Annotated in this window: 20 protein-coding genes and 1 tRNA gene; 18 read left to right on the top strand and 3 right to left on the bottom strand. The window is 64.0% G+C overall.

Translation table 11 applies throughout. The annotated features are described in order from the left end of the window. Window positions 1-370: 370 nt before the first annotated feature. The 3 genes from ABDW57_RS15940 to ABDW57_RS15930 form a co-directional block, all read right to left on the bottom strand. Window positions 371-445 (bottom strand) — tRNA-Arg (locus ABDW57_RS15940). A gap of 44 nt (window positions 446-489) precedes the next feature. Continuing rightward, window positions 490-1218: a hypothetical protein gene (locus ABDW57_RS15935; RefSeq protein WP_343731159.1), complete on the bottom strand. Its 729-nt coding sequence runs from the start codon at window positions 1216-1218 to the stop codon at window positions 490-492. A 5-nt stretch (window positions 1219-1223) separates the two neighbouring features. Next, a complete protein-coding gene (locus ABDW57_RS15930) occupies window positions 1224-3134 on the bottom strand; it encodes an ATP-binding cassette domain-containing protein (protein WP_343731158.1) in 1911 nt (636 codons plus the stop codon). A 211-nt stretch (window positions 3135-3345) separates the two neighbouring features. Between ABDW57_RS15930 and ABDW57_RS15925 the strand changes: the two genes are divergently transcribed. The 18 genes from ABDW57_RS15925 (at window position 3346) to galE (ending at window position 26151) form a co-directional block, all read left to right on the top strand. Then, window positions 3346-4002: a CAAX prenyl protease-related protein gene (locus ABDW57_RS15925; RefSeq protein ID WP_343731157.1), complete on the top strand. Its 657-nt coding sequence runs from the start codon at window positions 3346-3348 to the stop codon at window positions 4000-4002. A gap of 39 nt (window positions 4003-4041) precedes the next feature. Further along, window positions 4042-5274 carry an XrtB/PEP-CTERM-associated polysaccharide biosynthesis outer membrane protein EpsL gene (epsL, locus tag ABDW57_RS15920; RefSeq protein ID WP_343731156.1) on the top strand — a complete coding sequence of 411 codons (1233 nt, stop codon included), beginning with the start codon at window positions 4042-4044 and terminating at the stop codon, window positions 5272-5274. 9 nt (window positions 5275-5283) lie between these two features. After that, window positions 5284-6654 (top strand): undecaprenyl-phosphate glucose phosphotransferase, encoded by a 1371-nt coding sequence (locus ABDW57_RS15915; RefSeq protein WP_343731241.1) that lies wholly within the window; start codon window positions 5284-5286, stop codon window positions 6652-6654. Between the two features lie 276 nt (window positions 6655-6930). Continuing rightward, window positions 6931-7887 (top strand): EpsD family peptidyl-prolyl cis-trans isomerase, encoded by a 957-nt coding sequence (locus ABDW57_RS15910; protein WP_343731155.1) that lies wholly within the window; start codon window positions 6931-6933, stop codon window positions 7885-7887. A 27-nt stretch (window positions 7888-7914) separates the two neighbouring features. Continuing rightward, a complete protein-coding gene (gene epsE / locus ABDW57_RS15905; protein WP_343731154.1) occupies window positions 7915-8703 on the top strand; it encodes a polysaccharide export protein EpsE in 789 nt (262 codons plus the stop codon). Between the two features lie 58 nt (window positions 8704-8761). After that, on the top strand, window positions 8762-10168 hold the full coding sequence (gene epsF, locus ABDW57_RS15900) for a chain length determinant protein EpsF (RefSeq protein WP_343731153.1): 1407 nt from the start codon (window positions 8762-8764) through the stop codon (window positions 10166-10168). Window positions 10169-10182: 14 nt separating this feature from the next. Beyond that, window positions 10183-11049, top strand: a complete 867-nt coding sequence (gene epsG / locus ABDW57_RS15895; RefSeq protein ID WP_343731152.1) for a chain length determinant protein tyrosine kinase EpsG — start codon at window positions 10183-10185, stop codon at window positions 11047-11049. An 11-nt stretch (window positions 11050-11060) separates the two neighbouring features. Then, complete coding sequence (gene xrtB / locus ABDW57_RS15890) at window positions 11061-11963, top strand: exosortase B (RefSeq protein ID WP_343731151.1); 903 nt, start codon at window positions 11061-11063, stop codon at window positions 11961-11963. Next, window positions 11960-12649, top strand: coding sequence for an exosortase-associated protein EpsI, B-type (epsI, locus tag ABDW57_RS15885; RefSeq protein WP_343731150.1), 690 nt, complete (start codon window positions 11960-11962; stop codon window positions 12647-12649). The genes xrtB and epsI overlap by 4 nt, the downstream gene beginning before the upstream one ends. A gap of 105 nt (window positions 12650-12754) precedes the next feature. Further along, a complete protein-coding gene (locus ABDW57_RS15880) occupies window positions 12755-14206 on the top strand; it encodes a hypothetical protein (protein WP_343731149.1) in 1452 nt (483 codons plus the stop codon). Further along, the gene (locus ABDW57_RS15875) at window positions 14199-15434 is read left to right on the top strand and encodes a glycosyltransferase family 4 protein (RefSeq protein ID WP_343731148.1); all 1236 of its coding nucleotides are present in this window, start codon (window positions 14199-14201) and stop codon (window positions 15432-15434) included. The genes ABDW57_RS15880 and ABDW57_RS15875 overlap by 8 nt, the downstream gene beginning before the upstream one ends. Continuing rightward, entirely contained in the window at window positions 15431-17722 is a 2292-nt protein-coding gene (locus ABDW57_RS15870) for a hypothetical protein (protein WP_343731147.1), read from the top strand. The genes ABDW57_RS15875 and ABDW57_RS15870 overlap by 4 nt, the downstream gene beginning before the upstream one ends. A 6-nt stretch (window positions 17723-17728) precedes the next feature. After that, the gene (locus ABDW57_RS15865) at window positions 17729-18844 is read left to right on the top strand and encodes a glycosyltransferase family 4 protein (protein WP_343731146.1); all 1116 of its coding nucleotides are present in this window, start codon (window positions 17729-17731) and stop codon (window positions 18842-18844) included. After that, a complete protein-coding gene (locus ABDW57_RS15860) occupies window positions 18841-19971 on the top strand; it encodes a glycosyltransferase family 4 protein (protein WP_343731145.1) in 1131 nt (376 codons plus the stop codon). Before ABDW57_RS15865 ends, ABDW57_RS15860 begins: the two co-directional genes overlap by 4 nt. Before the next feature lie 217 nt (window positions 19972-20188). Further along, window positions 20189-22531, top strand: a complete 2343-nt coding sequence (locus tag ABDW57_RS15855; protein WP_343731144.1) for a hypothetical protein — start codon at window positions 20189-20191, stop codon at window positions 22529-22531. Between the two features lie 454 nt (window positions 22532-22985). Continuing rightward, complete coding sequence (locus ABDW57_RS15850) at window positions 22986-24008, top strand: polysaccharide pyruvyl transferase family protein (RefSeq protein WP_343731143.1); 1023 nt, start codon at window positions 22986-22988, stop codon at window positions 24006-24008. After that, complete coding sequence (locus tag ABDW57_RS15845) at window positions 24008-25156, top strand: glycosyltransferase family 4 protein (protein WP_343731142.1); 1149 nt, start codon at window positions 24008-24010, stop codon at window positions 25154-25156. The genes ABDW57_RS15850 and ABDW57_RS15845 overlap by 1 nt, the downstream gene beginning before the upstream one ends. Next, entirely contained in the window at window positions 25153-26151 is a 999-nt protein-coding gene (gene galE, locus ABDW57_RS15840; protein ID WP_343731141.1) for a UDP-glucose 4-epimerase GalE, read from the top strand. The genes ABDW57_RS15845 and galE overlap by 4 nt, the downstream gene beginning before the upstream one ends. Window positions 26152-26159: the final 8 nt, after the last annotated feature.

Genomic DNA, 26159 nt, shown 5'->3' with positions numbered 1-26159 from the left:
TCGCGGTGTTTGAGGGCTTCCAGTTCCTTTGAGCGAAGATCAGTTGCGATTGACGAAAGCACCTCGCCTTCCGCAGCCGGAATATGCTTTTCCGATGCGATCAATTTTTTCACCGATTTGAAAAATTTGGATGTCATTGTCCAAGTATAAGGCACGTCAATTCAATTTTAATGCATCCCGTATCATATATGACCTTCATCAAATCTGAACAAGGCCACAATAAGTGAAAGTTTGCTAAATTGCAACATTTTCACTTTCGATTGCTTCGATGCGAGTGTCGCTTGTGGTGGTTTGCTTTGGTAACAAAAAACCCGCTCTTCGATAACGAAGGCGGGTTATTCAGATCGATTGGAATTTTTCGAGTGTTGATTGGTCCCCCCGACTGGAATCGAACCAGTATCCCACGCTTAGGAGGCATGTGCACTATCCATTGTGCTACGGGGAGGACGCGCCGAGATTATAGCCGAGACGCGCGCCCTTGGGCAGCATCTAGTTCAATACCCCTGCCACGCCCATGCGCTGGTACAGCGAGACCAGCGGCAGCCAGATCACCAGGTCGTCGAATTCGCCGCCGGGCGCGCTGCTGTCGCCGGGCAGCGTGGTCGGGCGCTGGACGAAGTCGTTGGTGGCGCTGTAGTTGTAGACCTCGTCCAGATTGCTGGCGCTATCGCTGACCTGCGGGATGCCGTTGGCGTTGACCGACGGGTTGTGGCGGCCGCTGGAAAAAATCACGGCCGGCGCGCACTGGTGCTGGAGGTCGCAGGCGGGGTGGCCGGCCAGGAAGTAGGTGCTGCCGTTGGGATGTCGGCCAACCACGCGTTTATCGGCCACGCTGGTGTTCTCGCGTACCGGCGCTTGCGTAAAGGCAGGGGTGACGCTGTAGCGCAGCAGTTTGCCCCAGCTGTCGGTGCCGCTGATGCCTAAGGTGACCCATGGCAGGAAGCCGGTGCAGGCGGCCGCGTTGGCGCAATCCTGCGGGGATTCGGCGCCGTTGCTGGCCGAGATCGCCGGACGCGGCAGGCGCCCATGCACCAGGGCGTAGCCCAGCAAGGCCTCGCGCGCCTGCGCCAGGGCGGCGATGGTGTCGCGCTGGCGCCGCGTGTCGGCGCGCTCGGCGCCAAAGCCGTTCATCAACAGGGTCGCCGCGCCCAGGCTCAGCATCAACAGCAGGATCAGCACGGCTGCGCCTTGTTGTCGGGAGCGGAGGCGGGCGATCATGAGGCTTAACCGTTGGCGCGCGCTTCGATCTGTTCCCAGCGCTCCAGCGCGGTCAGCAGTTCGGTTTCGATTTCTTCAATGCGCTGGTTGACGCGCCGCGCCTCGGCCGCGTTTTTTTTGTAGAAGTCGGGATCGGACAGTTGCAGCGTCAGCGCGCTTTGCTCATCTTCCAGGCTGGCGATCAGCTTGGGCAGTTCCTCCAGCTCGCGCTGTTCCTTGAAACTGAGTTTTTTTTGTTTGGCGGGCGCGGCGACGGCTGGGGCGGCGGGCGCCGGCGCCGGGGCGGCCGCTTTGGCCGCTGCCGCGCGTGCGGCCGGGACGGTGTCGCGCACGCGTTCCCAGTCGCTGTAGCCGCCGACGAATTCGCGCCAGTGGCCTTCGCCCTCGGCCACGATCACCTGGGTGACCACGTTGTCGAGGAAGGTGCGGTCGTGGCTGACCAGGAATACGGTGCCGGTGTAGTCTTCCAGCAGTTCTTCCAGCAGTTCCAGGGTGTCGATGTCGAGGTCGTTGGTGGGTTCGTCCAGCACCAGGCAGTTGGCCGGTTTGGCAAACAGGCGCGCCAGCAGCAGGCGGTTGCGCTCGCCGCCGGACAGCGATTTGACCGGCGAGCGCGCGCGCTCCGGCGAGAACAGGAAGTCGCTCAGGTAGCTCATCGCGTGCTTGCGCTGGCCGTTCACTTCCACCCAGTCGCTGCCGGGCGAGATGGTGTCCATCAGGCTGGCTTCTTCGTTGAGCTGGGTGCGCATCTGGTCAAAGTAAGCCACTTCCAGCTTGGTGCCCAGCTTGGCCACGCCGCTGTCCGGCGCCAGCTCGCCCAGGATCATTTTCAACAGGGTGGTCTTGCCGGCGCCGTTGGCGCCGATCAGGCCGACCTTGTCGCCGCGCAGGATGGTGCCGGTGAAATTCTTGACGATCGCGCGCTCACCGTAGAACTTGCTGATGTTGTCCAGCTCGGCCACGACCTTGCCGGAGCGCTCGCCCACCGTCACTTCCAGCTTGACCTGGCCCTGCAGGTCGCGCCGTGCCGCACGCTGCAGGCGCAGCGCTTCCAGCCGGCGCACGCGGCCTTCGTCGCGCACGCGGCGGGCTTTGACACCCTTGCGTATCCATACTTCTTCCTGCGCCAGGAATTTGTCGAACTTGGCGTTTTCCACTTCCTCGTTTTCCAGCAGTTCGGCCTTGCGGGTCTGGTAGGTGCTGAAATTGCCGGGGAAGGACAGCAGGCGGCCGCGGTCGAGCTCGATGATGCGGGTGGCCACGTTGTCGAGGAAGGAGCGGTCGTGGGTAATGAACAACACGCTGCCCTTGAAGTCGCGCAGCAAACCTTCCAGCCACATGATGGAGCTGAAGTCCAGGTGGTTGGTTGGTTCGTCCAGCAGCAGCACGTCCGGCGCCGACACCAGCGCCCGCGCCAGCGCCACGCGCTTTTGCATGCCGCCCGACAGTTCGCGCATCAGCAGCTGGCCCGGCAGGTTCAGCTTGTCGAGCACGGTTTCCACCTTGTTGCTCAGGTTCCAGCCGTCGGCCGCGTCGAGCTGGACCTGGATGTCGTGCATGCGCGCCATCAGGGCGTCGTCGTCGCCCTGGCCGAACTGGCCGGTCAGCGTCTCGTATTCCTTCAGCAGGGCGGGCAGGGCGCCCAGGCCTTCGGCCACCGCGTCATGCACGCTCATCCCGGGCGCAAACACCGGCTCTTGCTCTACGTACACAATGTGCAGGTTTTGCTGCATCACCAGCAGGCCGTCGTCCAGCCTGGTGCGGCCGGCGATGATTTTCAGCAGCGAGGACTTGCCGGTGCCGTTGCGGCCGATCAGGCCGACGCGCTCGCCCGGCTCAAGCGAAAATTCTGCGTGGTCGAGCAGGGCGACGTGACCAAATGCCAATTGTGCGGAGGAAAGAGATATAACTGCCATATGCTTACGGATGCGGCGGCGGCGCGCCGGGAATTGAAGGGGGAAATGCCGCATTGTACCGGCAAATGGCTGGCCGGCACACCGCAGCTTGCCGTTGTGCAAGCGCGGCATGTGTGTGGACAGTTAAACTTGCTGCAATTACAATGGGCAGGATTGAGCCTACACCGAGGATACATGCATTTCTTAGTCACAAGCATCAGCGGGGCCTTCCATGGGGTTTGAGCGCGCGGCGTGGCCGCGTATCGTGCCATTTGCGCTGTATATGGGGTTTATTGCGCTGGCCGATCTGCTGGGCTGGATGACGGACCCGCCGCGCTGGCTGTATGGCGTCAAGGTGGGGGTGGTGGCACTGGCGCTGCTGTATTGGTGGCGCCGTTACGACGAATTGAAAGCGCCGCTGCCGGGCGCGCGCGGCTTGCTGGAAGCGGTGGCCGTCGGCCTGGTGGTGCTGGTGTTGTGGGTCAATCTGGACGCCGGCTGGATGGTGATCGGCCAGTCGGCCGGTTTCGATCCGACCGCGGGCGGCGCCATTCAGTGGCCGCTGGTGCTGATGCGCATTGCCGGCGCCGCGCTGGTGGTGCCGGTGATGGAAGAGTTGTTCTGGCGCTCGTTCCTGATGCGCTGGCTGGCGGCGCCGAAGTTTCTTGAAGTTCATCCTGCACGGGTGGGCCTGCGTGGTTTTGTGATCACCGCGCTGCTGTTCGGGGTGGAGCATAATCTGTGGTTTGCCGGGGTGGTGGCCGGGGTGGCGTACGGCTGGCTGTATATGCGCAGCGGTAACCTGTGGTCGCCGGTGCTGGCGCACGCTGTCACCAACGGCGCACTGGGGGTGTGGATTACCTGTACCGGAAACTGGTCTTACTGGTAGTATTGCTTCCTAATTATCGACTATTAAAAGAAAATTCACATGCTGAGTTCCCTTTTTAGCAATCCGGGCGCGCGCTGGGCAACGCCCGCGACCCCCGTGGCAGCCGCCGTCGGCGTGCTGCTCGGCATGGCGGCCAGCGGCGCCGCGCACGCTGAAATCAGCGATACCATTCATCCATTCGTGTCGGTCACGCGCAGCTACGACGCCAACCTGCTGCGCTATGCCGACAACTCGCCGGTGCCGGAAGACCAGCGTTCCGATTACCTGACCCAGACCATGGCCGGGCTGAGCATCGATCAGCCGATCAGCCGCCAGCGCCTGACCGGGCAGTTCAAGGTGTCCAAGGTGGCGTTTGACCGCTATGACATCCTCGACTACACCGGCAAGGATTTCAATGCCGACCTCGAATGGCACATCGGCAACAATCTGGACGGCCACGTGGGCGGCGCCTATTCCCAGTCGCTGACCTCGTTTGCCGACTTCCGCCAGACCGCCCGCAACCTGCAGGTGCAGCGCCGCGAGAATTTCGACGGCGGCTGGCGCTTCCACCCGAGCTGGCGCGTGCGTGCCGGCTGGAGCACGCAGAAGTTCACCTATGACCTGCCGGCCCAGAAGTTCAACAACCGCACCGAGGATTACAACAACGTCGGCCTCGACTACATTGCCAGCACCGGCAGCCGGGTCGGTCTGCAGGTCGGCCGCGCCAAGGGGCGCTACGACAACCATTTCCTGGCCAACGGCCAGCCGATCGACGACAGCTACACCCAGGACGAGGTCAAGCTCAATGTGCAGTGGATTTTCAGCGCCACTTCGCAGTTCCAGATGCTGGCCGGCCGCGTCGACCGCAAGCACAATTTCTTCGCCGCGCGTGATTCCAGCGGCTTGAACGGCCGCGGCACCTTCAACTGGTCGATGCTGCGCCGCCTGCGCATGACCGCCACCGCCTGGCGCGAGTACGCGGCCGTGGACAGCAACGAAGTCAGCAACAGCTTCAACAAGGGCGGCAGCCTGAATGCGCAATGGGAGCTGACCGGCAAGATGAGCGCCGACTTCAGCGCGCGCCGCGAGCGCCGCGATTTCATCGCGATCCCGGGCGTGACCACCTTTACCCGTCTGGATGACGACACCAAGTCCTATAACGCCGGCCTGAGCTACGCGCCGGTGACGCCGGTGCGCCTGTACCTCAGTGCCTTCCGCGAAAACCGCAGCGGCGCCGCCAGCAACACCTTCCGCTCGCACGGCGTGTCGCTCAGCGCCCGCGTTCAATTCTAAGAAGTCGACATAATGGTTAACGATATCCCCCTGATTTCATTTTTTCAGCGAGTACTCGATCCACTGATCATCATGGGGACGTTGTTGCTGGTGTCCTGGCTGTACGGGGTGCGGTTTGACGGCTACGCGCTGGTGCTGATGGTGCTGGCCTTCTTTATCGCCTCGGCGGTGTACCAGAACATCGATCCCTACCGCGCCTGGCACAGCGGCAAGATGCTGGCCTTCGCGCGCGACACCCTGGCCGGCTGGGTGGTGACCGCCGCCGTGCTGGTGTTCCTCGGCTCGGCGGCCGGCATGACCTCGCACTACAACCAGCAAGTGGTGCTGACCTGGTTCCTGGTGACGCCGCTGATCCTGCTCGGCTGTCACATGCTGGCGCACCGCATCGGCGGCGACGGCGAGGTACGCTCGATCGTGATCGTCGGCGCCAACGGCGTCAGCATCAAGTTCGCCAACAACATCATGGCCTACAACCACCTGCCGATGCAGGTGCACGGCTATTTCGACGACCGCTCGGAAGACCGCCGTCCGCCCGGCATGCAGCACCCGACGCTGGGCGCGATGGATGACGTGGCGGCCTATGTGCGCAAGCACCAGATCAAGATGATCTTCATCAGCCAGCCGATCTCGGCCCAGCCGCGCATCCGCAAGCTGCTCGATGAGCTGCAGGACACCACCGCCTCGGTCTACTTCCTGCCGGACATCTATGCCTTCGACCTGATGCAGGCGCGCTTTGACAATGTGGTCGGCATGCCGGTGATTGCCATCTGCGAGAGCCCGTTCACCGGCTTCAACCGCCTGGTCAAGCGCGGCAGCGACATCCTGCTGGCGGCCGTGATCCAGATCCTGCTGCTGCCGATCATGCTGGCGGTCGGCATTGCCGTCAAGCTCAGCTCGCCGGGGCCGGTGATCTTCCGCCAGCGCCGCTACGGCCTGTACGGCGAGCAGATCATCGTCTACAAGTTCCGCTCGATGCGCGTGACCGAGGACGGCAGCAAGGTGACCCAGGCCACCAAGGATGACGCCCGCGTGACCCGGGTCGGCGCCTTCCTGCGCCGCACCTCGCTCGACGAGCTGCCGCAGTTCATCAACGTGCTGCAGGGGCGCATGAGCATCGTCGGCCCGCGGCCGCACGCGGTGGCGCACAACGAGCAGTACCGCAAGCTGATCAAGGGCTATATGCTGCGCCACAAGGTCAAGCCGGGCATTACCGGCTGGGCCCAGGTCAACGGCCTGCGCGGCGAAACTGAAACGCTGGACAAGATGGAAGCGCGCATCCGCTACGACCTCGACTATCTGCGCCGCTGGTCGCTGTGGCTGGATCTGTGGATTGTGATCTGCACCGTGAAGACGGTGCTCAAGCGGGAAAACGCGCACTGAGGCCGGCCGGCGCTGCCGGGGCAGGGCGCTTAAAGCCGCCTTAAGGCGGCGAATTGTCGCAATTGTCGAGCGGTGTGCGGGCCTGAAACCGTTACAATGGCGTCAATTGTGTTGAAGCTTAGTTAAATCCCGGCCGCGTCGCGGCCGTGCCGTGGCGGGTGGGTTTCATTATGCCGTTGACAATCAGCGAGGCAAGTTCCATACTTCTTCGCGTGCAACGGATTTGCCATTTTATTAAACATTTTGGGTATTCACCAACTAGGGGAAGCAATTGTGATGCAGACCAAGTCCGTTCGTTCCGCCAACCTGTTCCCACGCCGCGCGCTGCGGCTGGGTGCCGCGACCATGATCGCGGTAGCCGCGCTGTCTGCGTGTGGCTCGAAAGAAAACAAAAAACCTGGCCAGGCTGTGGCCAGCGTGAATGGCGAAGAAATCACCGTGTTGCAGCTCAACGACGAGCTGGCGCACGCCAATGTGCAGGCCGGCCAGCAGGCCACTGCCAGCAAACAGCTGCTGGAGTCGCTGATCGACCGCCAGCTGCTGCAAAGCGCCGCCATCAAGGAAAACCTCGACCGCGATCCGAAAGTACTGCTGGCGCTGGAGCGCGCCAAGTCGCTGCTGCTGGCCCAGGCCTATATGCAAAAGCGCATCGGCACCCCGGCCAAGCCAACCTCGGCCGAGGTGCAGGAATACTACGACAAGAACCCGCAGTTCTTCACCAACCGCAAGCAGTTTGACATGCGCCAGCTGGTGCTGGCCACGGCCAGCCTGGATGCCGACGCCAAGGCGGCGATCGACAACGCCAAGTCGCTGGACGACGCGGCCGCCTGGTTTGATGCGCACCACGTCAAGTACAACCGCAACCAGGTGTCGCGCACCAGCTCCGAGCTGCCGGCCGAGCTGGTCAACAAGCTGCTGGCGCTGCCGAAAGGCCAGTTGTTCATCGTCCGCGAGGGCGAGCGCAGCCTGCTGATCAGCATTGCTGAAATCAAGGATGCGCCGCCGATTTCGGTGGAAACGGCCACGCCGCAGATCACCCAGTTCCTGTTCAACAAGAAGAACAAGGAAGCGGCTGAAGCCGAGGTCAAGCGTCTGCGCGCCAGCGCCAAGATCGAGTACCTGAACGCGCCGGCGGGCGGCGCCCCGGCGGCATCGACGCCGGCCGCTTCGGCGGCTGCGGCCAGCAGCGCGGCGCAGGATGCGAATGAACGCGGCGTAGCCGGTTTGAAATAATTTTTACATTACAAGGTCAGGTGGATCATGAAACAACTGTTGCGTTGGGCTGTAGGGTTGATGCTGGCGGCACTGGTCGGCAGCGCGGGCGCGGCTGAAGTGCTGTTGGGCGCCGGCGACGTCGTCAAGATGTCGGTGTACGGCAATCCCGACTTGTCGCTGGAAACCCGCGTTGGAGAAAACGGCGCCATCACGGTGCCGCTGATCGGCGACGTGCCGGTGGCCGGCTTGTCGACCGCCGCGGCGGAAAAAAAGGTGGCCGGCCTGCTGGAAAGCGGCGGCTTCGTCAAGAAACCGCAGGTCAATCTGCTGGTCACCGTGCTGAATAGCCAGCAAGTGTCGGTGCTGGGCCAGGTCAACCGCCCTGGCCGCTACCCGCTGGATGGCCGCCGCAGCGTGCTGGAAATGCTGGCCCAGGCCGGCGGCATGGCGCAAGATGGCGCCGAGTCGGTGGTGCTGATCCGCAACAAAGATGGCAAGAGCACGCGCCAGGTGATCGACGTCATCGGCCTGGTGCGCGACGGCGAACTGGCCGGCAACCTGGAAGTGGCCGGCGGCGACGTGCTGTACGTCGAGCGCGCGCCGCGCGTCTACATCTACGGCGAAGTGCAGCGTCCGGGCTCGTTCCGCCTGGAGCGCGGCATGACCGTGGTGCAGGCGCTGTCGGCCGGCGGCGGCCTGACCGCGCGCGGCACCGAGCGCGACATCCGCATCAAGCGCCGTGACGCCAGTGGCAAACTGGAAGTCATCAAGGCCAAGCATGATGACTTGCTGCGCAACGATGATGTAGTCTATGTCAGCGAAAGCTGGTTCTAAGCCCCATCCGACCGGACGGCGCCTGCCGTCCGGGAGTCTTACCTAAGAGAAATACGCCATGAATCTGTCCCAGTTCCTGCTTATCTTGCGCGCGCGCTACAAGATCATCCTGGCCACCGTGCTGGTGACGGTGATCACCACTTTCGTGGTCAGCAAGTTGCTGCCCAAGACCTACACGGCCAGCTCGTCCGTTCTGTTGAATGCCAAGGGCGTGGACCCGGTCACCGGCCTCAGCATGCCAGGCCAGATGTTGCCCGGCTATATGGCCACCCAGGTGGACATCATCACCAGCAAAAACGTCGCGCTGCGCGTGGTGGACCGCCTGAAACTGGCGGAAAGCCCGGCCGTGGTGGAACAGTTCAACGACGCCACCGGCGGCGCCGGCAATGTGCGCGACTGGCTGGCGGACCTGCTGCTGCGCAAGATCGAAGCCATGCCGGCCAAGGAAAGCAGCCTGGTCGAAATCAGCTTCAAGGGTTCCGATCCGCAGTTCGTGGCGGCGGTGGCCAACGCCTTTGCCGAGGAATACCAGCGCCTGAGCATCCTGCTCAAGGTTGACCCGATGAAAAAAGTCTCGGTCTACCTGAATGACCAGATCAAGATCCTGCGCGACAACCTGGAAGCGGCGCAGGGCCGCCTGTCCAAGTACCAGCAGGAACACGGCATCGTCAGCGTGGACAACCGCCTGGACGTGGAATCGGCCCGCCTGAACGACCTGTCGTCGCAGCTGGTGGTGGCACAAAGCCAGCTGATTGAAGCCAGCTCGCGCCGTCACGTGGCCTCGGGCCAGGCCGGTGAATCGCCGGACGTGGCCAACAACCCGCTGATCCAGAATCTGCGCATGGCGGTCAGCAACGCCGAGGCGAAATTCGCCGACGTGTCCAACCGTCTGGACAAGAACCACCCGCAATACCAGAGCACCAAGGCCGAGCTGGACAAGCTGCGTGCCGAGCTGGCGGCCCAGATCAAGGCCACCTCCAACGCGGTCACCAACAGCGAGCAGATCATGCGTCAGCGCGAGGCGGAAATCCGTGCCGCCCTGGCCCAGCAGAAGACTAAGGTGCTGGAACTGAACCGCACCCGCGACGAGATGGGCGTGCTGCTGAAGGACGTGGAAAGCGCCCAGCGCGCGTTTGACACCGCGGCCCAGCGCTCCTCGCAAACCCGCATTGAAGGCCAGTCCGAGCAGGCCGACATCGCCATCCTGAACCCGGCCGTGGTGCCGACCCAGCCGAGCGGCCCGAAAGTGCTGCTGAATACCGCGCTGGCACTGGTGCTGGGCACCATGCTGGGCGTGGGCCTGGGCCTGGTGGCGGAAATGCTGGAACGCCGCCTGCGCTCGTCGGATGACCTGAGCGATGTGCTGGGCATCCCGGTATTCGGCGTGCTGGACATGCACGCCAAGCGCAAGCCGCGCTTTGGCGGCTCCCAGTTGTTGCTGTCGCGTCGCCTGCGTTTGAACTAATGAAAGACACTGCCATGAATTCTCCAATGTCGATTCCGACCATGCCAAGCTCGGCCGATTCCAGCATCGGCGGCATCCTGCTTGCCTCGGGCAAGATCACGCCTGAGAGCGCTGAGCGCGTCTTGCGCATGCAAAAAGAACTGGGCATCCGCTTCGGCGAGGCGGCCCAGCGTCTGGGCCTGATTACCGAGGCCGACATCCAGCAAGTGCTGGCGCGCCAGTTTGACTATCCTTATCTGCAGGCCGGCGAAAACAAATTCTCGGAAGAGCTGCTGGCCGCGTACCAGCCGTTCAGCCCGCAAGTGGAGCAGCTGCGCGCGGTGCGCAGCCAGCTGATGCTGCGCTGGTTCGCGCGCGGCCGCAAGTCGCTGGCGGTGGTACAGGTCAACGAGTCGGACGGCGCCAGCATGTTTGCCGCCAACCTGGCCGTGGTGTTCTCGCAACTGGGCGAAAACACCCTGCTGGTGGACGCCAACCTGCGCAAGCCGGGCCTGCACGCCGTGTTTGACCAGCGTCCGGGTCCTGGCCTGTCCGACATCCTGGCCGGCCGTGCCGATGTCAGCGCGGTCACCCGCATCCCGAGCTTTGTCTCGCTGTCGCTGCTGAGCGCCGGCACCTTGCCGCCGAATCCGCAGGAACTGCTGGGCCGCGCGGCGTTTGCCGCCCTCAATGCCCAGCTGGAAACCAACCACGACGTCACCCTGTACGACGTGGCGCCGTTCGCCCTCGGCGCCGATGCGCTGGCGGTGGCCGCGCGCGCCGGCGGCGTGCTGCTGATCGGCCGCAAGGACCACACGCTGCTGGCCGACATCAACACTGTGGCCGAGGAAATCCGCCACAGCGGCGCCGAAGTGGTCGGCGCAGTCATGATTGACAAGTGATGAGCCAGGTCATGAGCAATAGCGCCGCCATGCACTCCGCTGCTGCCTGGAAGCAGCGGGTGTCGGCCTGGTGGCCGGTACAGCTGGGTTTGCTGATCCTGTATCTGCCGACTCTGTACGACCTGCTGACCGGCATCTGGACCAACGAGAACTACGCGCACGGACCGATCATCCTGGTCCTGTCGATCTGGCTGCTGCAGCGCCAATGGGGCGACATGCAGCAGCAGGCTGCCGGCCAGGCGCCGGCCACCCGCAGCGGCTGGACGCTGGTGGGCTTTGCGCTGCTGCTGTACATCATCGGCCGCTCGCAAGAGATCCTGATGTTCGAGATGGGCTCCTTCATCGTCATGCTGGCCGGCCTGTTGCTCATGGTCTATGGCGGCGCTGCGCTCAAGCGCCAGTGGTTCCCGTTCTTCTTCATGCTGTTCATGATCCCGCTGCCTAGCGTGATTGTCGACAGCGTGACCATGCCGATGAAGATGGCGGTATCGTACGCCACCGAGCATCTGCTGTTCTGGGTCGGTTACCCGATCGCCCGTACCGGCGTGGTGCTGCAGATCGGCCAGTACCAGCTGATGGTGGCGGACGCCTGCGCTGGTTTGCAGACCCTGCTGACGCTGGAGTCGCTGGGCCTGTTCTACCTGAACGTGGTGCGTCATACCTCGGCGTTCCGCAATATTGCGCTGGCCATTTTGATCATTCCGATTTCGTTTACCGCCAACGTGATCCGTGTGATCACGCTGACCCTGATCACGTATTATTTCGGCGACGCCGCCGGCCAGGGCTTCCTGCACGGCTTTGCCGGCATGGTTCTGTTCATCAGCGCGCTGCTGCTGATCCTGGGTCTGGACACCTTCCTGCAATATATCGTGCGCCGGCGCCAGCCGCCGGCCGCGCGCGAGGCTGCATTATGAAAAACTCTGCACGCAACCTGGTACTGCTGGGCCTGATGGTCTGCTCCTCGGCCATGGCCGTGGTGCTGCGCCCGACGGAGCGCATTGCTGACATGGGGCCGGCGGTCAATCTGGAAACGCTGGTGCCGCGCCAGTTTGGCGACTGGATCGTCGACGACAAGGTGGTTTACCAGCAAGTCAGCCCGGACGTCAGTGCCGCGCTGGCCAAGATCTACACCCAGGTGCTGACCCGCACCTACGTCAACAAGTCGGGCTACCGCATCATGCTGAGCGTGCCGTACGGCGCCAACCAGTCGGACGGCCTGGCTGCGCACGACCCGGAAGGCTGCTACCCGGCCCAGGGCTTCCAGATCATGTCCAAGAGCAAGGACGTGCTGAACGTGGCGCAAGGCGCGCTGCCGATCCGCCGCATGGAAGCGCTGAGCGGCGCGCGCCACGAGATGGTCAGCTACTGGTTCACCGTCGGCGAGCACGCCGTCAACAGCGACTGGGACCGCAAGAAGCAGCAGATGCGCTACGCCGTACGCCGTCAGGTGCCGGACGGCCTGCTGGTGCGCGTCTCGTCGATCGACGGCAATGCCGCCGATGCCTACGCAGTACAACAGGAATTCATCCAGTCCATGCTGCGCGTGTTGCCGCCCGATGCGCTGGCGCGTGTGGCCGGGCTGGGACCGAACGCCGATTAAGCGCGGCCGGCGGCCTGCCGGCGCGGTCTACCCTATAGTTTGAAGGACAGTATTTTGAGAACCCTCTCTACGACATATCGCCGCCGCACGAAGGGGAATTGGACCTTGGTCGCGCTGCTGCTGGGCGGCCTCGGCCTGGCACTGCTGTTCGGCCTGGTCGCGGTGACCGGCAGCCCGCTGCTGGTTGGCCTGGCGGCCGCCATGATCGTCGGCCCCCTGCTGCTGATGGTGCCGGAACTGACCATCTGGGTGCTGCTGATTGTGGGCCTGGTGCTGGGCATTCTGTCCGGCAGTCCCAAGTTCAGTAAGCTGGCCTGGGGCGCATCGCTGCTGAGCATGCTGCTGCTGCCGCCGGCCCTGATCAACATGATGTGGAGCAAAGAGCGCCGCCTGCCGACCTTCATGAAGCTGGCCGTGCTGTTCCTGGTGTATGCGGTGCTGGTGACGGCGGTGCGCTGGTATTCGCTGGGCGAGTTCGTGGCCGGCTTCAAGCGTTACTTCCAGGCCTTCGGCCTGATGCTGGCGCTCAGCCTGATCGTGTTCCCGCCCGAAGCGTATGAGCGCTGGAAAAAATTCCTGCTGGTGGTGGGGCTGCTGCAATTGCCGTTTGCGGCGTTTGAGCTGTTCGTCCTGGTGCCGATGCGCGGCGGACTGGCGCATGGCAGCGATGCCACCGACGTGGTGGCCGGCACCTTCGGTGCCAACCTCGACGGCGGCAGCCCGAACGCCGTGATGGTCATGTACCTGTTTATCGTGGTGGCTTTCCTGCTGGCGCGCTGGCGCGCCGGCTTGCTCAAGACTGGCCGCATGCTGTTGTTGTCAGCCATCTGTCTGGCGCCGCTGGGCATGGGCGAAACCAAGATCGCGGTGGTGATGCTGCCGCTGGTGGGCCTGAGTCTGCTGCGCAAGGATTTGATGAAGGCGCCGCTGCGGTATCTGCCGGCCTTGCTGGCCATGGCATTGATGACGATGGCGCTGGGCTACATCTACGTGGTGGTCATGATGAAGAGCACGCCTGCCGAGGTGATCGCCACTTCGCTGCGCTATAACATGGGCGACCAGGGCTATTCGACCGGCATGGTGCTGAACCGCTTTACCTCCATGACCTTCTGGTTCGGCCGCCAGGGCGACGACATGATCAGCTTCCTGATCGGTAACGGCTTGGGCAGTTCTTTCTCGTCGGTGACCAACAATGGTCACGTCGCCTTGAAGTACCTGAACTATGGCATCAACATGACTGCCATCTCCACCTTGCTGTGGGACGTTGGCATGATCGGCTGCCTGCTGTTCGTCAGCATCCTGGTCAGCGCCTGGTTCGCCGCCAGCCGTCTGCATAACGAGGTCAACGATCCGGGCGTAAAGGCCGATGCGCTGGCCATCCAGGCCGCCATTGTGCTGTTCGGGCTGGGACTGGTGTATGCCGATTCGATCATCAATCTGGTGTCGCTGGAAATCGTGGTGGCGGTGGTGCTGGGTTACCTGGCCTACCTGATGAATGCGCACGGCCTGTTGCGCTCGAAAGTGGCGGTGCGCGCCCAGGTGGCGCGCTATGCCTGATCAGCCCGTGCGCCTGTTGTACCTGACGGCGGAAGGCTGGCCCACCCACCGCGCCGACCTCATCGCCCTGTTTGGCAAGTATCTGCCGCGTCTGGGCATCCACACCGATCTGCTGACCGAGCAGTTGCAGGCGCCGGCGCCCGACTGGCCCGGCGGCACCGCCTTGCTGTGCCAGGCGCCGCAGGGCCGCGCGGCGCAGTATGTAGTCAAGCTGTGGCATGGCCTGCGCGGGCTGATGCGCATGGATGCGCGCCGCTACGACGCCATCCAGGTGCGCGACATGTCGGTCACCGCGGTGGCCGGCCTGCTGGTGGCGCGCCTGCGCGGCCTGCCGTTCTACTACTGGCTTTCGTATCCGCAATCGGAAGGGCAGATCGACCGCGCGCTCAAGCGCGGCCTCAAGGGCGGCATGCGCTTCTGGTTCCCGCTGCTGCAGGGCCATGTCGGCAAATGGCTGCTGTACCGCCTGGTGCTGCCGCGCGCCGACCATGTATTCGTGCAAAGCGATCAGATGCAGCGCGACCTGGCCGCACGCGGCGTGCCGATGGACAAGATGACGCCGGTGCCAATGGGCGTCGATACCGAAGTGGCTGGCCCCGACCAGGTGGTCGCCAGCACCGATGCGCGCCTGCAGGGCCGGCGCGTGCTGGCCTACCTCGGCGTGATGGATCCGGTGCGCCAGATCGACGTGCTGTTCCACATGTTGCTGATTGTGCGTCAGCACTATCCAGATGTACTGCTGGTACTGGCCGGCGACACCGAGGACACGGCCCACCGCGCCTGGCTGCAGGCAGAACTGGAGCGGCTCGACCTGGGCCGGCACGTGCTGTGGCTGGGCTGGCGGCCGTCGGCCGAAGCCTGGTCATATGTGCGCGCCGCCGAGATCGGACTGTCGCCGTTCCCGCGCGGCTATCTGCTGGACAGCGCCTCGCCGACCAAAGCGGTGGAATACATGGGGCTGGGCCTGCCCGTGGTGGTCAATGACAATCCCGATCAACAACAAGTGGTGCGCGAGAGCGGCGCCGGCCGCTGTGTGCCGCTGGACGCGGATGCATTCGCCAAAGCCGTGATCGAACTGCTGGCCGAGCCGGAAGCGATGCGCGAGATGGGGCGCAAGGGCCGCGAGTACGTGCTGCGCCAGCGCGGCTATGACAGCATCGCGCGCAGTGTGGCCGCAACTTACCGCCGGCTGCAGGCCGAGCGCGCCGCAGTGGAAAGCAGGGCATGAAAAAACAGATGGTGGTGATGCTGGCCGGTGCGCTCATGCTGTCGGCCGAGGCAGCGGACGGCTGGCGCCCGCTGCGCGACAATTCGCTGATGGTGGCGCCCGGCAGCGTGCTGGATTTCTCGGACCTGCTGCCGACGCCGCCCGCGCCGGTAACTGAGCGCCTGGTGGTGACGCCGGGCGGGCAACTGGCGCGCGCCGGTTCGCCGTCGCGCCCGCAGCGCTTCCTGATGGCCTCGGCAGGCTTCGATCCGGCCACCGGCGCCTTCCCGGACCGCATGAGTATCGACCTGTATGTCAAGCAGCTGCGCATGCGGGGCTACAACATGCTGCGTCTGCACTTCACCGACGCTTCGCTAATGGCCGGACGTCAGGCCGACTTCGACTTCAACCCCGCCCAGCTGGACCGCATGCACTACCTGCTGGCAGCGCTGAAAAAGGCCGGCATCTACTACATCGTGGATGGCCTGACCTCTGACACGGGCGGCTACGGCAACAATGGCATGACGCGTCCCGTCAGCCTCAAGCAGCGCGTCTATTACGATCCGGAAGCCCAGGCCCACTGGAAGAAACTGATCGAAAAGATCTACGGCGTGGTCAATCCCTACACCGGCATCAGCACGCTGGCCGATCCGGCGCTGGCCGGCATCATCCTCGTCAATGAAGGCGGGCTGGAGTTCGTCACCCGCGGCCGTGTGTCGGACGAGCTGCGCGAACCGTTCGCGGCCTGGCTGCAAAAGAAATACCCAGGCTCAGGCGCCTTGTCCAAGGCCTGGAAGAGCGACCTGGCCGCCGGCGAAGCGGTGGAGGCCAAATCGGTCGGCTTCCTCAAACAGTCGGCATGGAACAGCCCGCGCATGGCTGATACGCAGCAGTTCTACGTGTCGCTGCAAAAATCCACCGCCGACTGGATGACCCAATACCTGCGTCAGCTCGGCTACCAGGGGCTGGTGACGGCCTATGACAACTGGCCGTCGCCGGCGGCCCACCTGGCGCGCGCCCAGTTTGACTGGGTCGACCTGCACGCGTATTTTTCCGAGCCCAGCAAGTTTGTCTCGCCGGGGTCGGTCATGCGCCAGGACAGCATGATCGGGGAGGGCGGCCGCTACATTACCGAACTGGCGTCCGGCAAGCAGCTGGGCCGTGCCTACTCGGTGTCCGAGTACGGCCAGGTGTTCTGGAACCGCTATCGACGCGAATCGGCGCTGGCCTTGCCGGCCTACGCCGCTTTTCAGGAATGGGACGTGATTGCCCAGCACAATGCGCCGGTCACGCTCAGTTATGCCGAGCGTGGAGGACGCAAAGACCGTATCTATCCGTTCATGGTCGGCCCCGATCCGGTGGCGCGTGCCGGCGAAACCCTGGCTGCGCTGCTCTACCTGCGCGGCGACGTGGCGCCGGCCAAGTCCACCGTGGCCTTCCAGCTGACCCCGTCCTACGCCTTCGAGGACAACCCGTTCTACGGCAATATCGCCATCGATGTCTCGCGCATGGCGCTGGTGACCGGCTTTGCGCTCGATACCGGTGCGCGCGCCGGCGCAACTGCGCGCTACGAGGCGATGATCAAGCCGGGCGCCGGCAGCATCGTCCTCAGCAGCACCGGCAAGACCGTGGACGCGCCGGCCAGCGTGACCGAAAAGCTGGGTGCGCTGGCGCGCGACTACGGCGGCAAGGCAGGGGAGCGGGTGGACAACAGCCGTCCGGCCATCCTGGCGCGCATCAGCCGCCGCCTGGCCGCGTTGCGCACGGGCGGCCTGCTGCCGGCCGCCAACAGCAGCGACGCCATGCAGGGCATTTACCAGAGCGACACCGGCCAGTTGCTGATGGAAACCCAGCGCCGCCGCTTCAGCGTCACCACGCCGCACACCGAGGGCGTGGTGTTCGATACGCCGGAACCGCAAACCCTGCGGCAGCTGAACGTACTGGAAGCGGACGGCCCGGCCATGGTGGCGGTGTCGTCGGTGGATAGCCAGCCGCTGGCCTCCAGCCAGCGCATGCTGCTGGTGCTGGCCACCGATGCGCGCAACTCCGGCATGTGCTTCGAGGATGGCGCCGAGACCACCTTGCGCGAGCTCGGCACCGGCCCGGTGCTGCTGCAAAACCGTCGCATCAAGCTGAGCCTGGACAATGTCAATGCCGCCAGGCTGAAGGTGTACGCGGTCGATCTGCGCGGCCAGCGCGGTGATCTGATTCCGTTCACGCGCGAGGGCCAGCGCATCACCTTCACCCTCGACACCGGCGCGCTGACCCAGGGACCAACCACCTATTTCGAAATCACCTCCAAGGATTAAGGCCGTATGATAGCCATCGCTTTCCCGCAATTTTATGGCGTGCACGGGATTGCCCGTTATGTCGACTCCTTCCTGGCCAATCTGCCGGCCGGCCACCCGCCGGTGTACCTGGTCACCGGCGACGATTACCAGACCCCGCGCAGCTATCCGGGCGTGGAAGTCATCCACCTGCCGCTGCGCACCGGCCGTTTCAGCCTGTTCACCTGGGCCTGGCAGGCACGCAAGGTGCTCACCCAGTTGCACCGCGAAGGCAAGATCCAGTGGGTGAACTTCCACTTCCCGCCGCTGATTCCCGGCCTGTTCCTGCCGCCGCACATCCCCATGGTGCTGACCGCGCACACCACTTACCTGGGCATGTCGGGCGGCTTTTACCCGGTGCGCCACTTTGACAGCCAGTGGAAAGGCCTGTCGCTGACCATCAAGAAATGGATGGAGCAGCGCATCTTTGCCCACAGCGCCAAGGTCATCACGCTGACCGAGCAGGGCCGTCAGGAAGTGCAGGCCTACGGCTACCGCGGCCCGATCACTGTGATCCCGAACGGCGCCGACACCCGCAAGTTTCAGCCGGACGACAGCGTGGCCAAGGACATCGACGTGCTGTTCTCCGGCCGTATCGAGCGCCGCAAGGGCAGTGTGCCGATGGTGCGCCTGTGCCGCCAGCTGGTGGCCGCCAGGCCGGACATCCGCATCTGCATCGTCGGCTACGGCGAGGATGACGCCTGGGTGAACAGCGAGCTGGCGCCGCTGTCCGCCAACGTCACCCTGACCGGCAAGGTGCCATTTGAACAGATGGTGAATTACTATCGCCGCAGCCACGTGTACGCGGCCACCTCGTACTACGAGGGCTTGCCGGGCACCTGCCTGGAAGCGATGGCCATGCAATTGCCAGCCGTGGTGTGGGACTTCCTGTTCTACCGCGGCCTGGTGACCGAGGGCGTGACCGGCGCGCTGGCCGCGCCGGACGATTTCGACGCCATGCAGGCCAAGATCCTGGCACTGCTGGACGACCCCGAGCATGCCGCCGCACTGGGCCGCAACGGCCGCAAGCTGCTGGAATCGGATTACAGCTGGACCGTGCTGGCGCGCCAGGTGCTGGCCGTGTTTGACGGAGCGCGCACGTGAGCAAACCATTGCGTGTGATGATGCTGGGCCTGCGCGGCTTTCCGGGCGTGCAGGGCGGGGTGGAAACCCACGCCGAGAACCTGTGCCCGCGCCTGGCGGCGCTGGGCTGCGACGTCACGGTGCTGGCGCGCAAGCCCTACCAGCTGCCGGAGACCGGCCCGCAATGGCGCGGCGTGAAATTCGTCTCGCTGTGGGCGCCCAAGTCCAAGGGCCTGGAAGCGATCGCGCACAGCCTGCTGGGGGTGCTGTATGCGGCCTGGCGCCGGCCGGACATCCTGCACATCCAGGCCATCGGCCCGGCCATCGTCACGTTGCCGGCGCGCCTGCTGGGCCTGCGCGTGGTGGTGACCCACCACGGCCCCGACTATGACCGCCAGAAATGGGGCGGTTTCGCGCGCTGGGCGCTGCGCACTGGCGAGCGCTGGGGCATGCGCCTGTCGCAGGGGCGCATTGTGATCTCGCGCGTGATTGCCGCTATCGTGCGCGACAAGCACGGCCGCGACAGCACCCTGGTGCCCAACGGCGTGGTTCTGCCGACTTTGCCTGAGGCCACCGACACCCTGCAGAAATTCGGCCTGGAAGCGGGCAAGTACGTGGTGCTGGTCAGCCGGCTGGTGCCGGAGAAGCGCCACCTGGACCTGATCGATGCCTTCGAGCAGGCGGCGCTGCCGGGCTGGAAGCTGGCCATCGTCGGCGGCTCGGACCACCCGGACGAATACCAGCGTTCGGTGCTGGCGCGCGCCGAAGCGTCACCGGCCATTGTCTGCACTGGTGCCCAGGGCGGCGCTGCTCTGGCGCAATTGTATGGCCATGCTGGCATGTTTGTCTTACCGTCATCGCATGAGGGCTTGCCTATTGCTCTGCTGGAGGCATTGTCGTATGGCTTGCCTGTGATCGCCAGCGACATTCCTGCCAACTTGGAAGTTGGTTTGTCGCAAGAACACTACACTCCATTAGGAGAGGTGACGGCGCTGGCGGAACGCATGAAAGCGTTTGCGGTGCAGCCCAATTCGGATGCGTTGCGCGAGCAGCGGCGCCAGTGGGTGAAGGGCCGCTACGACTGGGACGCCATTGCTGCGGCGACGCTGGAGGTGTACAAGCAGGCAAGAGGTTTGAGTAAGCGCTAACCCTGTCTGATTTATATCATTGAATATAACTATAATTGCGGTCAGGCTATAACCAATTCTTCTCTGGTTATTGCTGAAAATTGGATGTAAACTCGTTTTACTTGCCCAGTCCGGGCCTAATACATTCCAGCTCAACGTCCCAATATCCACTGTATTACTCGAAATGACGGCGCGACTGCGTACGGCGTTTCCCGCTACTTCGAAACAGGAGTTTTAAATGAAGAAAATCGCGTCGCTATTGCTGGCAGCCTTACCACTCGTCAGTTTTGCGCAGGATACCTGGGCTCCTGTCAAAGACGTGTCGCTGCAGATCGGTGCTGGCAGCATTCTTGACTTTTCCTCGCTGGCGCCGCCCAGCGTGGCCATCACCAGCCCGCTGATCGTCAAGAACGGCCAGTTCGCCGTGGCCAGCGCGCCCTCCGTGCCCAAACGCTTCCTGATGGCGTCGTCCGGCTTCGACCCCGCCACCGGCGGCATTCCGCCACGTGCCAAGGCCGACCTGTACATCCAGCAGTGGAAAATGCACGGCTATAACATGGTGCGCCTGCACTTTGTCGATTCGATCCTGATGGATAACCGTCTGGGCGATTTCGATTTCAATCCTACCCAGCTGGACAATCTGTACTACCTGCTGGCGCAGATGAAGAAAAACGGCATCTATTACGTCATGGACGTGATCACGTCCGGCAATGGCGGCTACGGCAATATCACCAAGCGCTGGATTGATTCCAAGTACCTCGGCAAGCGCGTGTTCTTCGATCCGGAAGCGCAGGCCCACTGGAAGAAGATGGTGGACAAGCTGTTTGCCTCGGTCAATCCATATACCGGCATGAGCCTGTTGAAGGACCCGGCCCTGGCCGGCCTGATCCTGGTCAACGAAGGCGGCAGCATCTTCGTCAACCGCTACGGCTTCTCGCCGGGGCTGACGCCGCTGTTCAACGCCTGGCTGAAAAAGAAATACGGCACCACCAGCGTGATGGCCACGACCTGGAAGACCGAGCTGAAATCGACCGAAACCCTTGAGGCCAACACTGTGGCCCTGGCGTCGCTCTCGGCCGGCTCGACCCCGCGCATGGCCGATACCCTGCGCTTCCTGACCGACCTGGAAAAAACTACCGCCGACTGGATGACGGCTTACCTGCGCCAGGATCTGCCCAACTATGGCTACAAAGGGCTGGTCACGGCCTACGATGCCTGGGTCTCGGCGCAGTCCACCGCCTCGCGCGCCCAGTTCGACTGGATCGACATGCATAGCTATTTCAACGGGGCGGCCAGCAACTTTGTCGACCCGGGTTCTGTCAGCAGCCAGGACAGCATGCTGGCGGGCTGGGGACAATACATCGTCGACCTGAGCACCAGCCGCGTGTATGGCAAGGCATTCACGGTCTCGGAATATGGCCAGATCTACTGGAACAAATTCCGCCGCGAGTCCGGCATGGCGGTACCGGCGATCGCCGCGTTCCAGCAATGGAGCATGATTTCCCAGCATACGCTGGCTGTGATCCTGGGCTATGACGAGGGCACCGGCCGCAAGGACCGCATGTACCCGTACATGGTCGGCACTGACCCGATCCAGCGCGCCAATGAAACGCTGGCAGCCCTGCTGTTCCTGCGTGGCGACGTGTCGCCGGCGCGCCGCCGCTATGCGATCAAGATGACGCCGGCCAACGTGGATGTCAGCACCCCGTACACCAACGTCAACTTTGACATGCGCCGCATCAGCATGATCAGCCAGATCGGTATCGACTACAACGGCGCCGCGGCCGGCCGCAACCTGTACGACGCGGAACTGGTCCCCAACAACTACCAGTTGAAGGTGATCTACAACCCGAGCCTGGACCCGGCGCTGGCCAAGCAGCCGCTGGATACGGCCTCGTCCACGCTGCTGGCAGCCCCGACCACGACCACCCCCTGGGTGCCGCCGGCCGAATCGAGCGCCACCGGCAACTGGGACCTGGACGTGTTCAACAACCGCGTGACCAGCATGCGCAAAACCGCCACCGCCGCTGGCAACGCGCCACACCTGTTTGACGTCAACAATGTGCGCGACAACGTGGTGTCCGGCGTGTTCCAGAGCGATACCGGCGAGCTGAACGTGGACGCCAGCCGCAAGCGCATGATCGTCAAGACGCCGAAGACTGAAGGGGTGGTGTTCGCCACGCCGGAAGCGCTGACCATCGGCAGCCTGCGCGTGAATACCGCCAGCGGCCCGGCCCTGGTGTCGGTGTCGTCGATGGATGGCCAGCCTATCGGTTCCAGCAAGCGCATGCTGGTGATCTTTGCCACCGATGCCCGCAACAGCAATATGAAGTTCTCGGACGCCAACGAGACCACCATGCTGGACAATGGCACCGGTCCGGTCATGATCAAGACTGGCACCGTCAACCTGACGTTGACCAACAGCAATGCGGCTGCCCTCAAGGTGTATTCCAACACCCTGAACGGCGTGCGCAAGGACCTGATCCCCGGTACCGTGAGCGGCAGCACGCTGACCGTCACGCTGGACACGTCCAAGCTGACGCACGGCCCGACCACCTACTTTGAAATTGTTGCGCCGTAACTGATCGACCCCGCCCGGCCGCCTCCTGCGGCCGGGTTTTTTCCTTCCGCCCGCGCCGTGCGCGCACTTCATTTCCTCTCCGCAATGCCTGCGCCATGAACATGGACGTTTGGGCAACATTTCGATTGACCATGCCGTGGGTAGCGGCGATACTATCGGCAGTGACCAGCGATTGCCGGTGGGATGACAAAGAAACAGCATGTCTTGCGTAGTCGTGCCTGGTCCACATGGCAGCGGGCGGGCGCCTCATCCGCCGTTGTGCCGTCCAGTCAGGGCGGCCGCTGCCGGCCGGCGCGGGCCGGGTGCGTGAGGGATCTTGCAAGTTTCTGCGTGGCTGGGAGGCCGTTCCCGTTGGACCAGACAACCGGGCGTTGGGCAGGGCCCGGAAGGCGCGCGCCTCGCCTGCACGCGGGGCCGGTGAGGATAACTGCAGAAATAACAGGATAAACACAGTATGAAACAGACGGAATTAATTTCTCAGTTGCAAAAAGCCGCCGGCTCGGTGCTGGATCGCTATATTCAGCCCGGCCAGAAGGTGGCCGTGATCGACTTTCCCCAGTACGCCAATGCCGGCGATTCCTATATCTGGCTGGGCCAGATCGCCTACCTGCAGCAGCGCGGCGCCAGCATCGAGTACATCTGCTGGCACGAAGCCTTCGACCCTGAACTGATCCGCCGTGTGATCGGTCCGGACGGCGTGGTGCTGTTCCAGGGCGGCGGCAATTTTGGCGACCGCTGGCCGGAGCCGCATGCGCTGCGCCTGCGCGCGCTGCGCGAGCTGAAGGGTTGTCGCCTGGTGCAGTTCCCGCAGACCGTGCGCTTTGACAACCCGGCCAATATTGCCGAGACCCAGGAAGCGATCCGCGCCCACGGCCAGTTCGTGCTGCTGACGCGCGACCAGGTGACCGACCGCCAGGCGCGCGAATACTTTGGCGACAGCTGCGCCATCCACCAGTCGCCGGACATGGCCTTCTTCATCGGCGCCATCACGCCACAGCGTCCCCAGGTGGACGGCTTTGTGCTGGCGCGCGACGACATCGAAGCGGCCGGCGCCGGCGCGGTGCGCCATCTGGCGCTGGAGCGCCTGCCGGGCCGCTGGCTGCGCGACGACTGGCTGGTGTCGGACTGGTTCGAGCAAAAGCTGTCCAACCAGCTGTGCAAGTTCAACGCGCGCTGGAACCGCCACGCGGTGGGCCGCAAGCTGATGGTGGGCCTGGCCAATATGACCGCCCAGGCGCGCCTGCAGCGCGGTGTGCGTCTGCTGTCACAGGGCAAGGTAGTGCTGACCGACCGTCTGCACGCCCACATCCTGTGCCTGCTGCTGAACAAGCCGCACGTGGTGCTGGACAATGATTACGGCAAGATTTCCACCTTCCACCAGGCCTGGACCCATCCGTCCGAGATCGCCGTGTTTGCCAGCGATTTCGACGATGCGGTGGCCAAGGTGAGCCAACAGGAAGCGGCTGCGGTGGCCTGATGGGGAAGCCTGTGCATATCGTGATCGCCACCTGGTTCTACGAGGGGCAACCCGGTTACCTGGATTTCAAGTACCGCATCAAGGCGCTGGCTGAGCGCTACCGCGTGACGCTGCTGCTGCGCAATGCCTTCTTCGAAAAGGAGTTTGAGGGCCTGCCGTTGGAAACCCGGGTGTTCAGCACCAAGGGCACCTCGGTGCTGGACCAGCTGCGCTTCATGCGCGCCTGCGCGCGCTTTTGCCGCAGCCAGCCGACCGACCTGGTGGTGCTGCTCGGCTCGCAGCTGGCAATCACCGCCTACGGCCTCACGGGATTGCCGACCCTGCTGTACTGGAACGAGCACCCGACCCATTTCTTCTTCCCGGATTACCGCCACCCGGTCAAGCGCCTGGCCTCGCGCCTGCTGCTGCGCCTGAACTACGCGGCCGCCAACCGGGTCAGCAAGGTGATGCCGATCGGCGAGGCCCACCTGGAAGACCTGTTGAACCACGGCGTCGATCCGCAGCGCGCCGAACTGATTTACATGGGCGTCGAAGACCGCTTCGGTTTCCTGGCCCAGGTCAACCGCGCCGCCGCGCTGCGCCTGGTGTACACCGGCACCGTGATGCGCGAGCGCGGCCGTGACGTCATGCTGGAAGGCCTGGCGCTGGCGCGCCAGCAGGGCCATGACGCCACCCTGACCATCGTCGGCGCCGCCGACGACCAGCTGGCTTATTGCCGGCAGCGCGCCGCCGAGCTGGGCATTGCCGACCACGTGCAAGTGGTGGGGCGGGTGCCCGGCAGCGAGATTCCGCGCTATCTGGCCGAGGCCGACGTTGGCATCTGCATCTGGGAAGACCGCATCTGGTGGCGCTTCAATCCGCCGACCAAACTGTTTGAATACCTGGTGGCCGGGCTGCCGGTGCTGGGCAGCCGCATCCGCACCCACTCGGACTACGTGGTCGATGGCCGCAACGGCTGGATCTTCGACTATGACGCGCAGGCGTTTGCCAACGTGATCGGCACCGTGGCCGCCCAGCGTGCGCAATTGCCGGCGGTGTCGCAGGCCGCGCATGCCTCGGGCAAAAAATACCTGTGGTCGGCACTGGCGCCGCAATTCCTCGGCCTGGTGGACCGTACACTGACTGAACAACAAGGAGCATCGTCATGAAAATACTGGTAACGGGCGGCATGGGCTACATTGGCTCGCATACCTGCGTCGAGCTGAGCAATGCCGGCCACGACGTGGTCATCCTCGACAACCTGTGCAACGCCAAGAGCTCGGTGCAACAGCGCATCGAACAGATCACCGGCCGCCACTTCACCTTCGTGGAAGGCGACGTGCGCGACCGCGCCGCGCTGGAACAGCTGTTCAGCCAGCATCAGATCGACTCGGTGATCCACTTTGCCGGCCTCAAGGCCGTGGGCGAATCGGTGGCCGAGCCGCTGCGCTACTACGACAACAACGTTGGCGGCACCGTGGCGCTGCTGGAGACCATGGCCAAGTTCGGCGTCAAGTCGATCGTGTTCAGCTCCTCGGCCACCGTGTACGGCGACCCGGCCTCGGTGCCGATCCTGGAAAACTTCCCGCTGGGCGCCACCAACCCGTATGGCCGCAGCAAGCTGATGGTGGAAGAACTGCTGCGCGACCTGGCGCGCTCGGACGCGGCCTGGCGCATCGCGCTGCTGCGCTACTTCAACCCGGTGGGCGCGCACGAAAGCGGCCTGATCGGTGAAGACCCGAACGGCATCCCCAACAACCTGCTGCCGTTTGTGGCCCAGGTGGCGGTGGGCCGCCGTCCGCAGCTGTCGGTGTACGGCAACGATTACCCGACCCCGGACGGCACCGGCGTGCGCGACTACATCCACGTGGTCGACCTGGCGCTGGGCCACGTCAAGACCATTGACAAGCTGCAGGCCGGTCCGGGCGTGTACACCTACAACCTCGGCACCGGCCGCGGCTACAGCGTGCTGGACATGGTGCGCGCCTTCGAGCAGGCCAGCGGCCGCCCGGTGCCGTACCAGATCGTGGCGCGCCGCCCGGGCGACATTGCCGCCTGCTACGCCGACGCCGCCCTGGCCGAGCGCGAGCTGGGCTGGAAAGCCGAGCGGGATATTCACCAGATGTGCGCCGATTCCTGGCGCTGGCAATCGCACGCCGGCTAAGCGCCGGC

This window comes from Duganella sp., from assembly GCF_039595735.1.
In the GTDB taxonomy this organism is placed as follows: domain Bacteria; phylum Pseudomonadota; class Gammaproteobacteria; order Burkholderiales; family Burkholderiaceae_D; genus Rugamonas.
This window is presented reverse-complemented; position numbering and strand designations above follow the sequence as displayed.

Coding starts and splice junctions, on each gene's coding strand:
- ABDW57_RS15935 (WP_343731159.1), bottom strand. CDS start 1,218: ATGATCGCCCGCCTCCGCTCCCGACAACAAGGCGCAGCCGTGCTGATC.
- ABDW57_RS15930 (WP_343731158.1), bottom strand. CDS start 3,134: ATGGCAGTTATATCTCTTTCCTCCGCACAATTGGCATTTGGTCACGTC.
- ABDW57_RS15925 (WP_343731157.1), top strand. CDS start 3,346: ATGGGGTTTGAGCGCGCGGCGTGGCCGCGTATCGTGCCATTTGCGCTG.
- epsL (WP_343731156.1), top strand. CDS start 4,042: ATGCTGAGTTCCCTTTTTAGCAATCCGGGCGCGCGCTGGGCAACGCCC.
- ABDW57_RS15910 (WP_343731155.1), top strand. CDS start 6,931: ATGCAGACCAAGTCCGTTCGTTCCGCCAACCTGTTCCCACGCCGCGCG.
- epsE (WP_343731154.1), top strand. CDS start 7,915: ATGAAACAACTGTTGCGTTGGGCTGTAGGGTTGATGCTGGCGGCACTG.
- epsF (WP_343731153.1), top strand. CDS start 8,762: ATGAATCTGTCCCAGTTCCTGCTTATCTTGCGCGCGCGCTACAAGATC.
- epsG (WP_343731152.1), top strand. CDS start 10,183: ATGAATTCTCCAATGTCGATTCCGACCATGCCAAGCTCGGCCGATTCC.
- xrtB (WP_343731151.1), top strand. CDS start 11,061: ATGAGCAATAGCGCCGCCATGCACTCCGCTGCTGCCTGGAAGCAGCGG.
- epsI (WP_343731150.1), top strand. CDS start 11,960: ATGAAAAACTCTGCACGCAACCTGGTACTGCTGGGCCTGATGGTCTGC.
- ABDW57_RS15875 (WP_343731148.1), top strand. CDS start 14,199: ATGCCTGATCAGCCCGTGCGCCTGTTGTACCTGACGGCGGAAGGCTGG.
- ABDW57_RS15870 (WP_343731147.1), top strand. CDS start 15,431: ATGAAAAAACAGATGGTGGTGATGCTGGCCGGTGCGCTCATGCTGTCG.
- ABDW57_RS15865 (WP_343731146.1), top strand. CDS start 17,729: ATGATAGCCATCGCTTTCCCGCAATTTTATGGCGTGCACGGGATTGCC.
- ABDW57_RS15855 (WP_343731144.1), top strand. CDS start 20,189: ATGAAGAAAATCGCGTCGCTATTGCTGGCAGCCTTACCACTCGTCAGT.
- ABDW57_RS15850 (WP_343731143.1), top strand. CDS start 22,986: ATGAAACAGACGGAATTAATTTCTCAGTTGCAAAAAGCCGCCGGCTCG.
- ABDW57_RS15845 (WP_343731142.1), top strand. CDS start 24,008: ATGGGGAAGCCTGTGCATATCGTGATCGCCACCTGGTTCTACGAGGGG.
- galE (WP_343731141.1), top strand. CDS start 25,153: ATGAAAATACTGGTAACGGGCGGCATGGGCTACATTGGCTCGCATACC.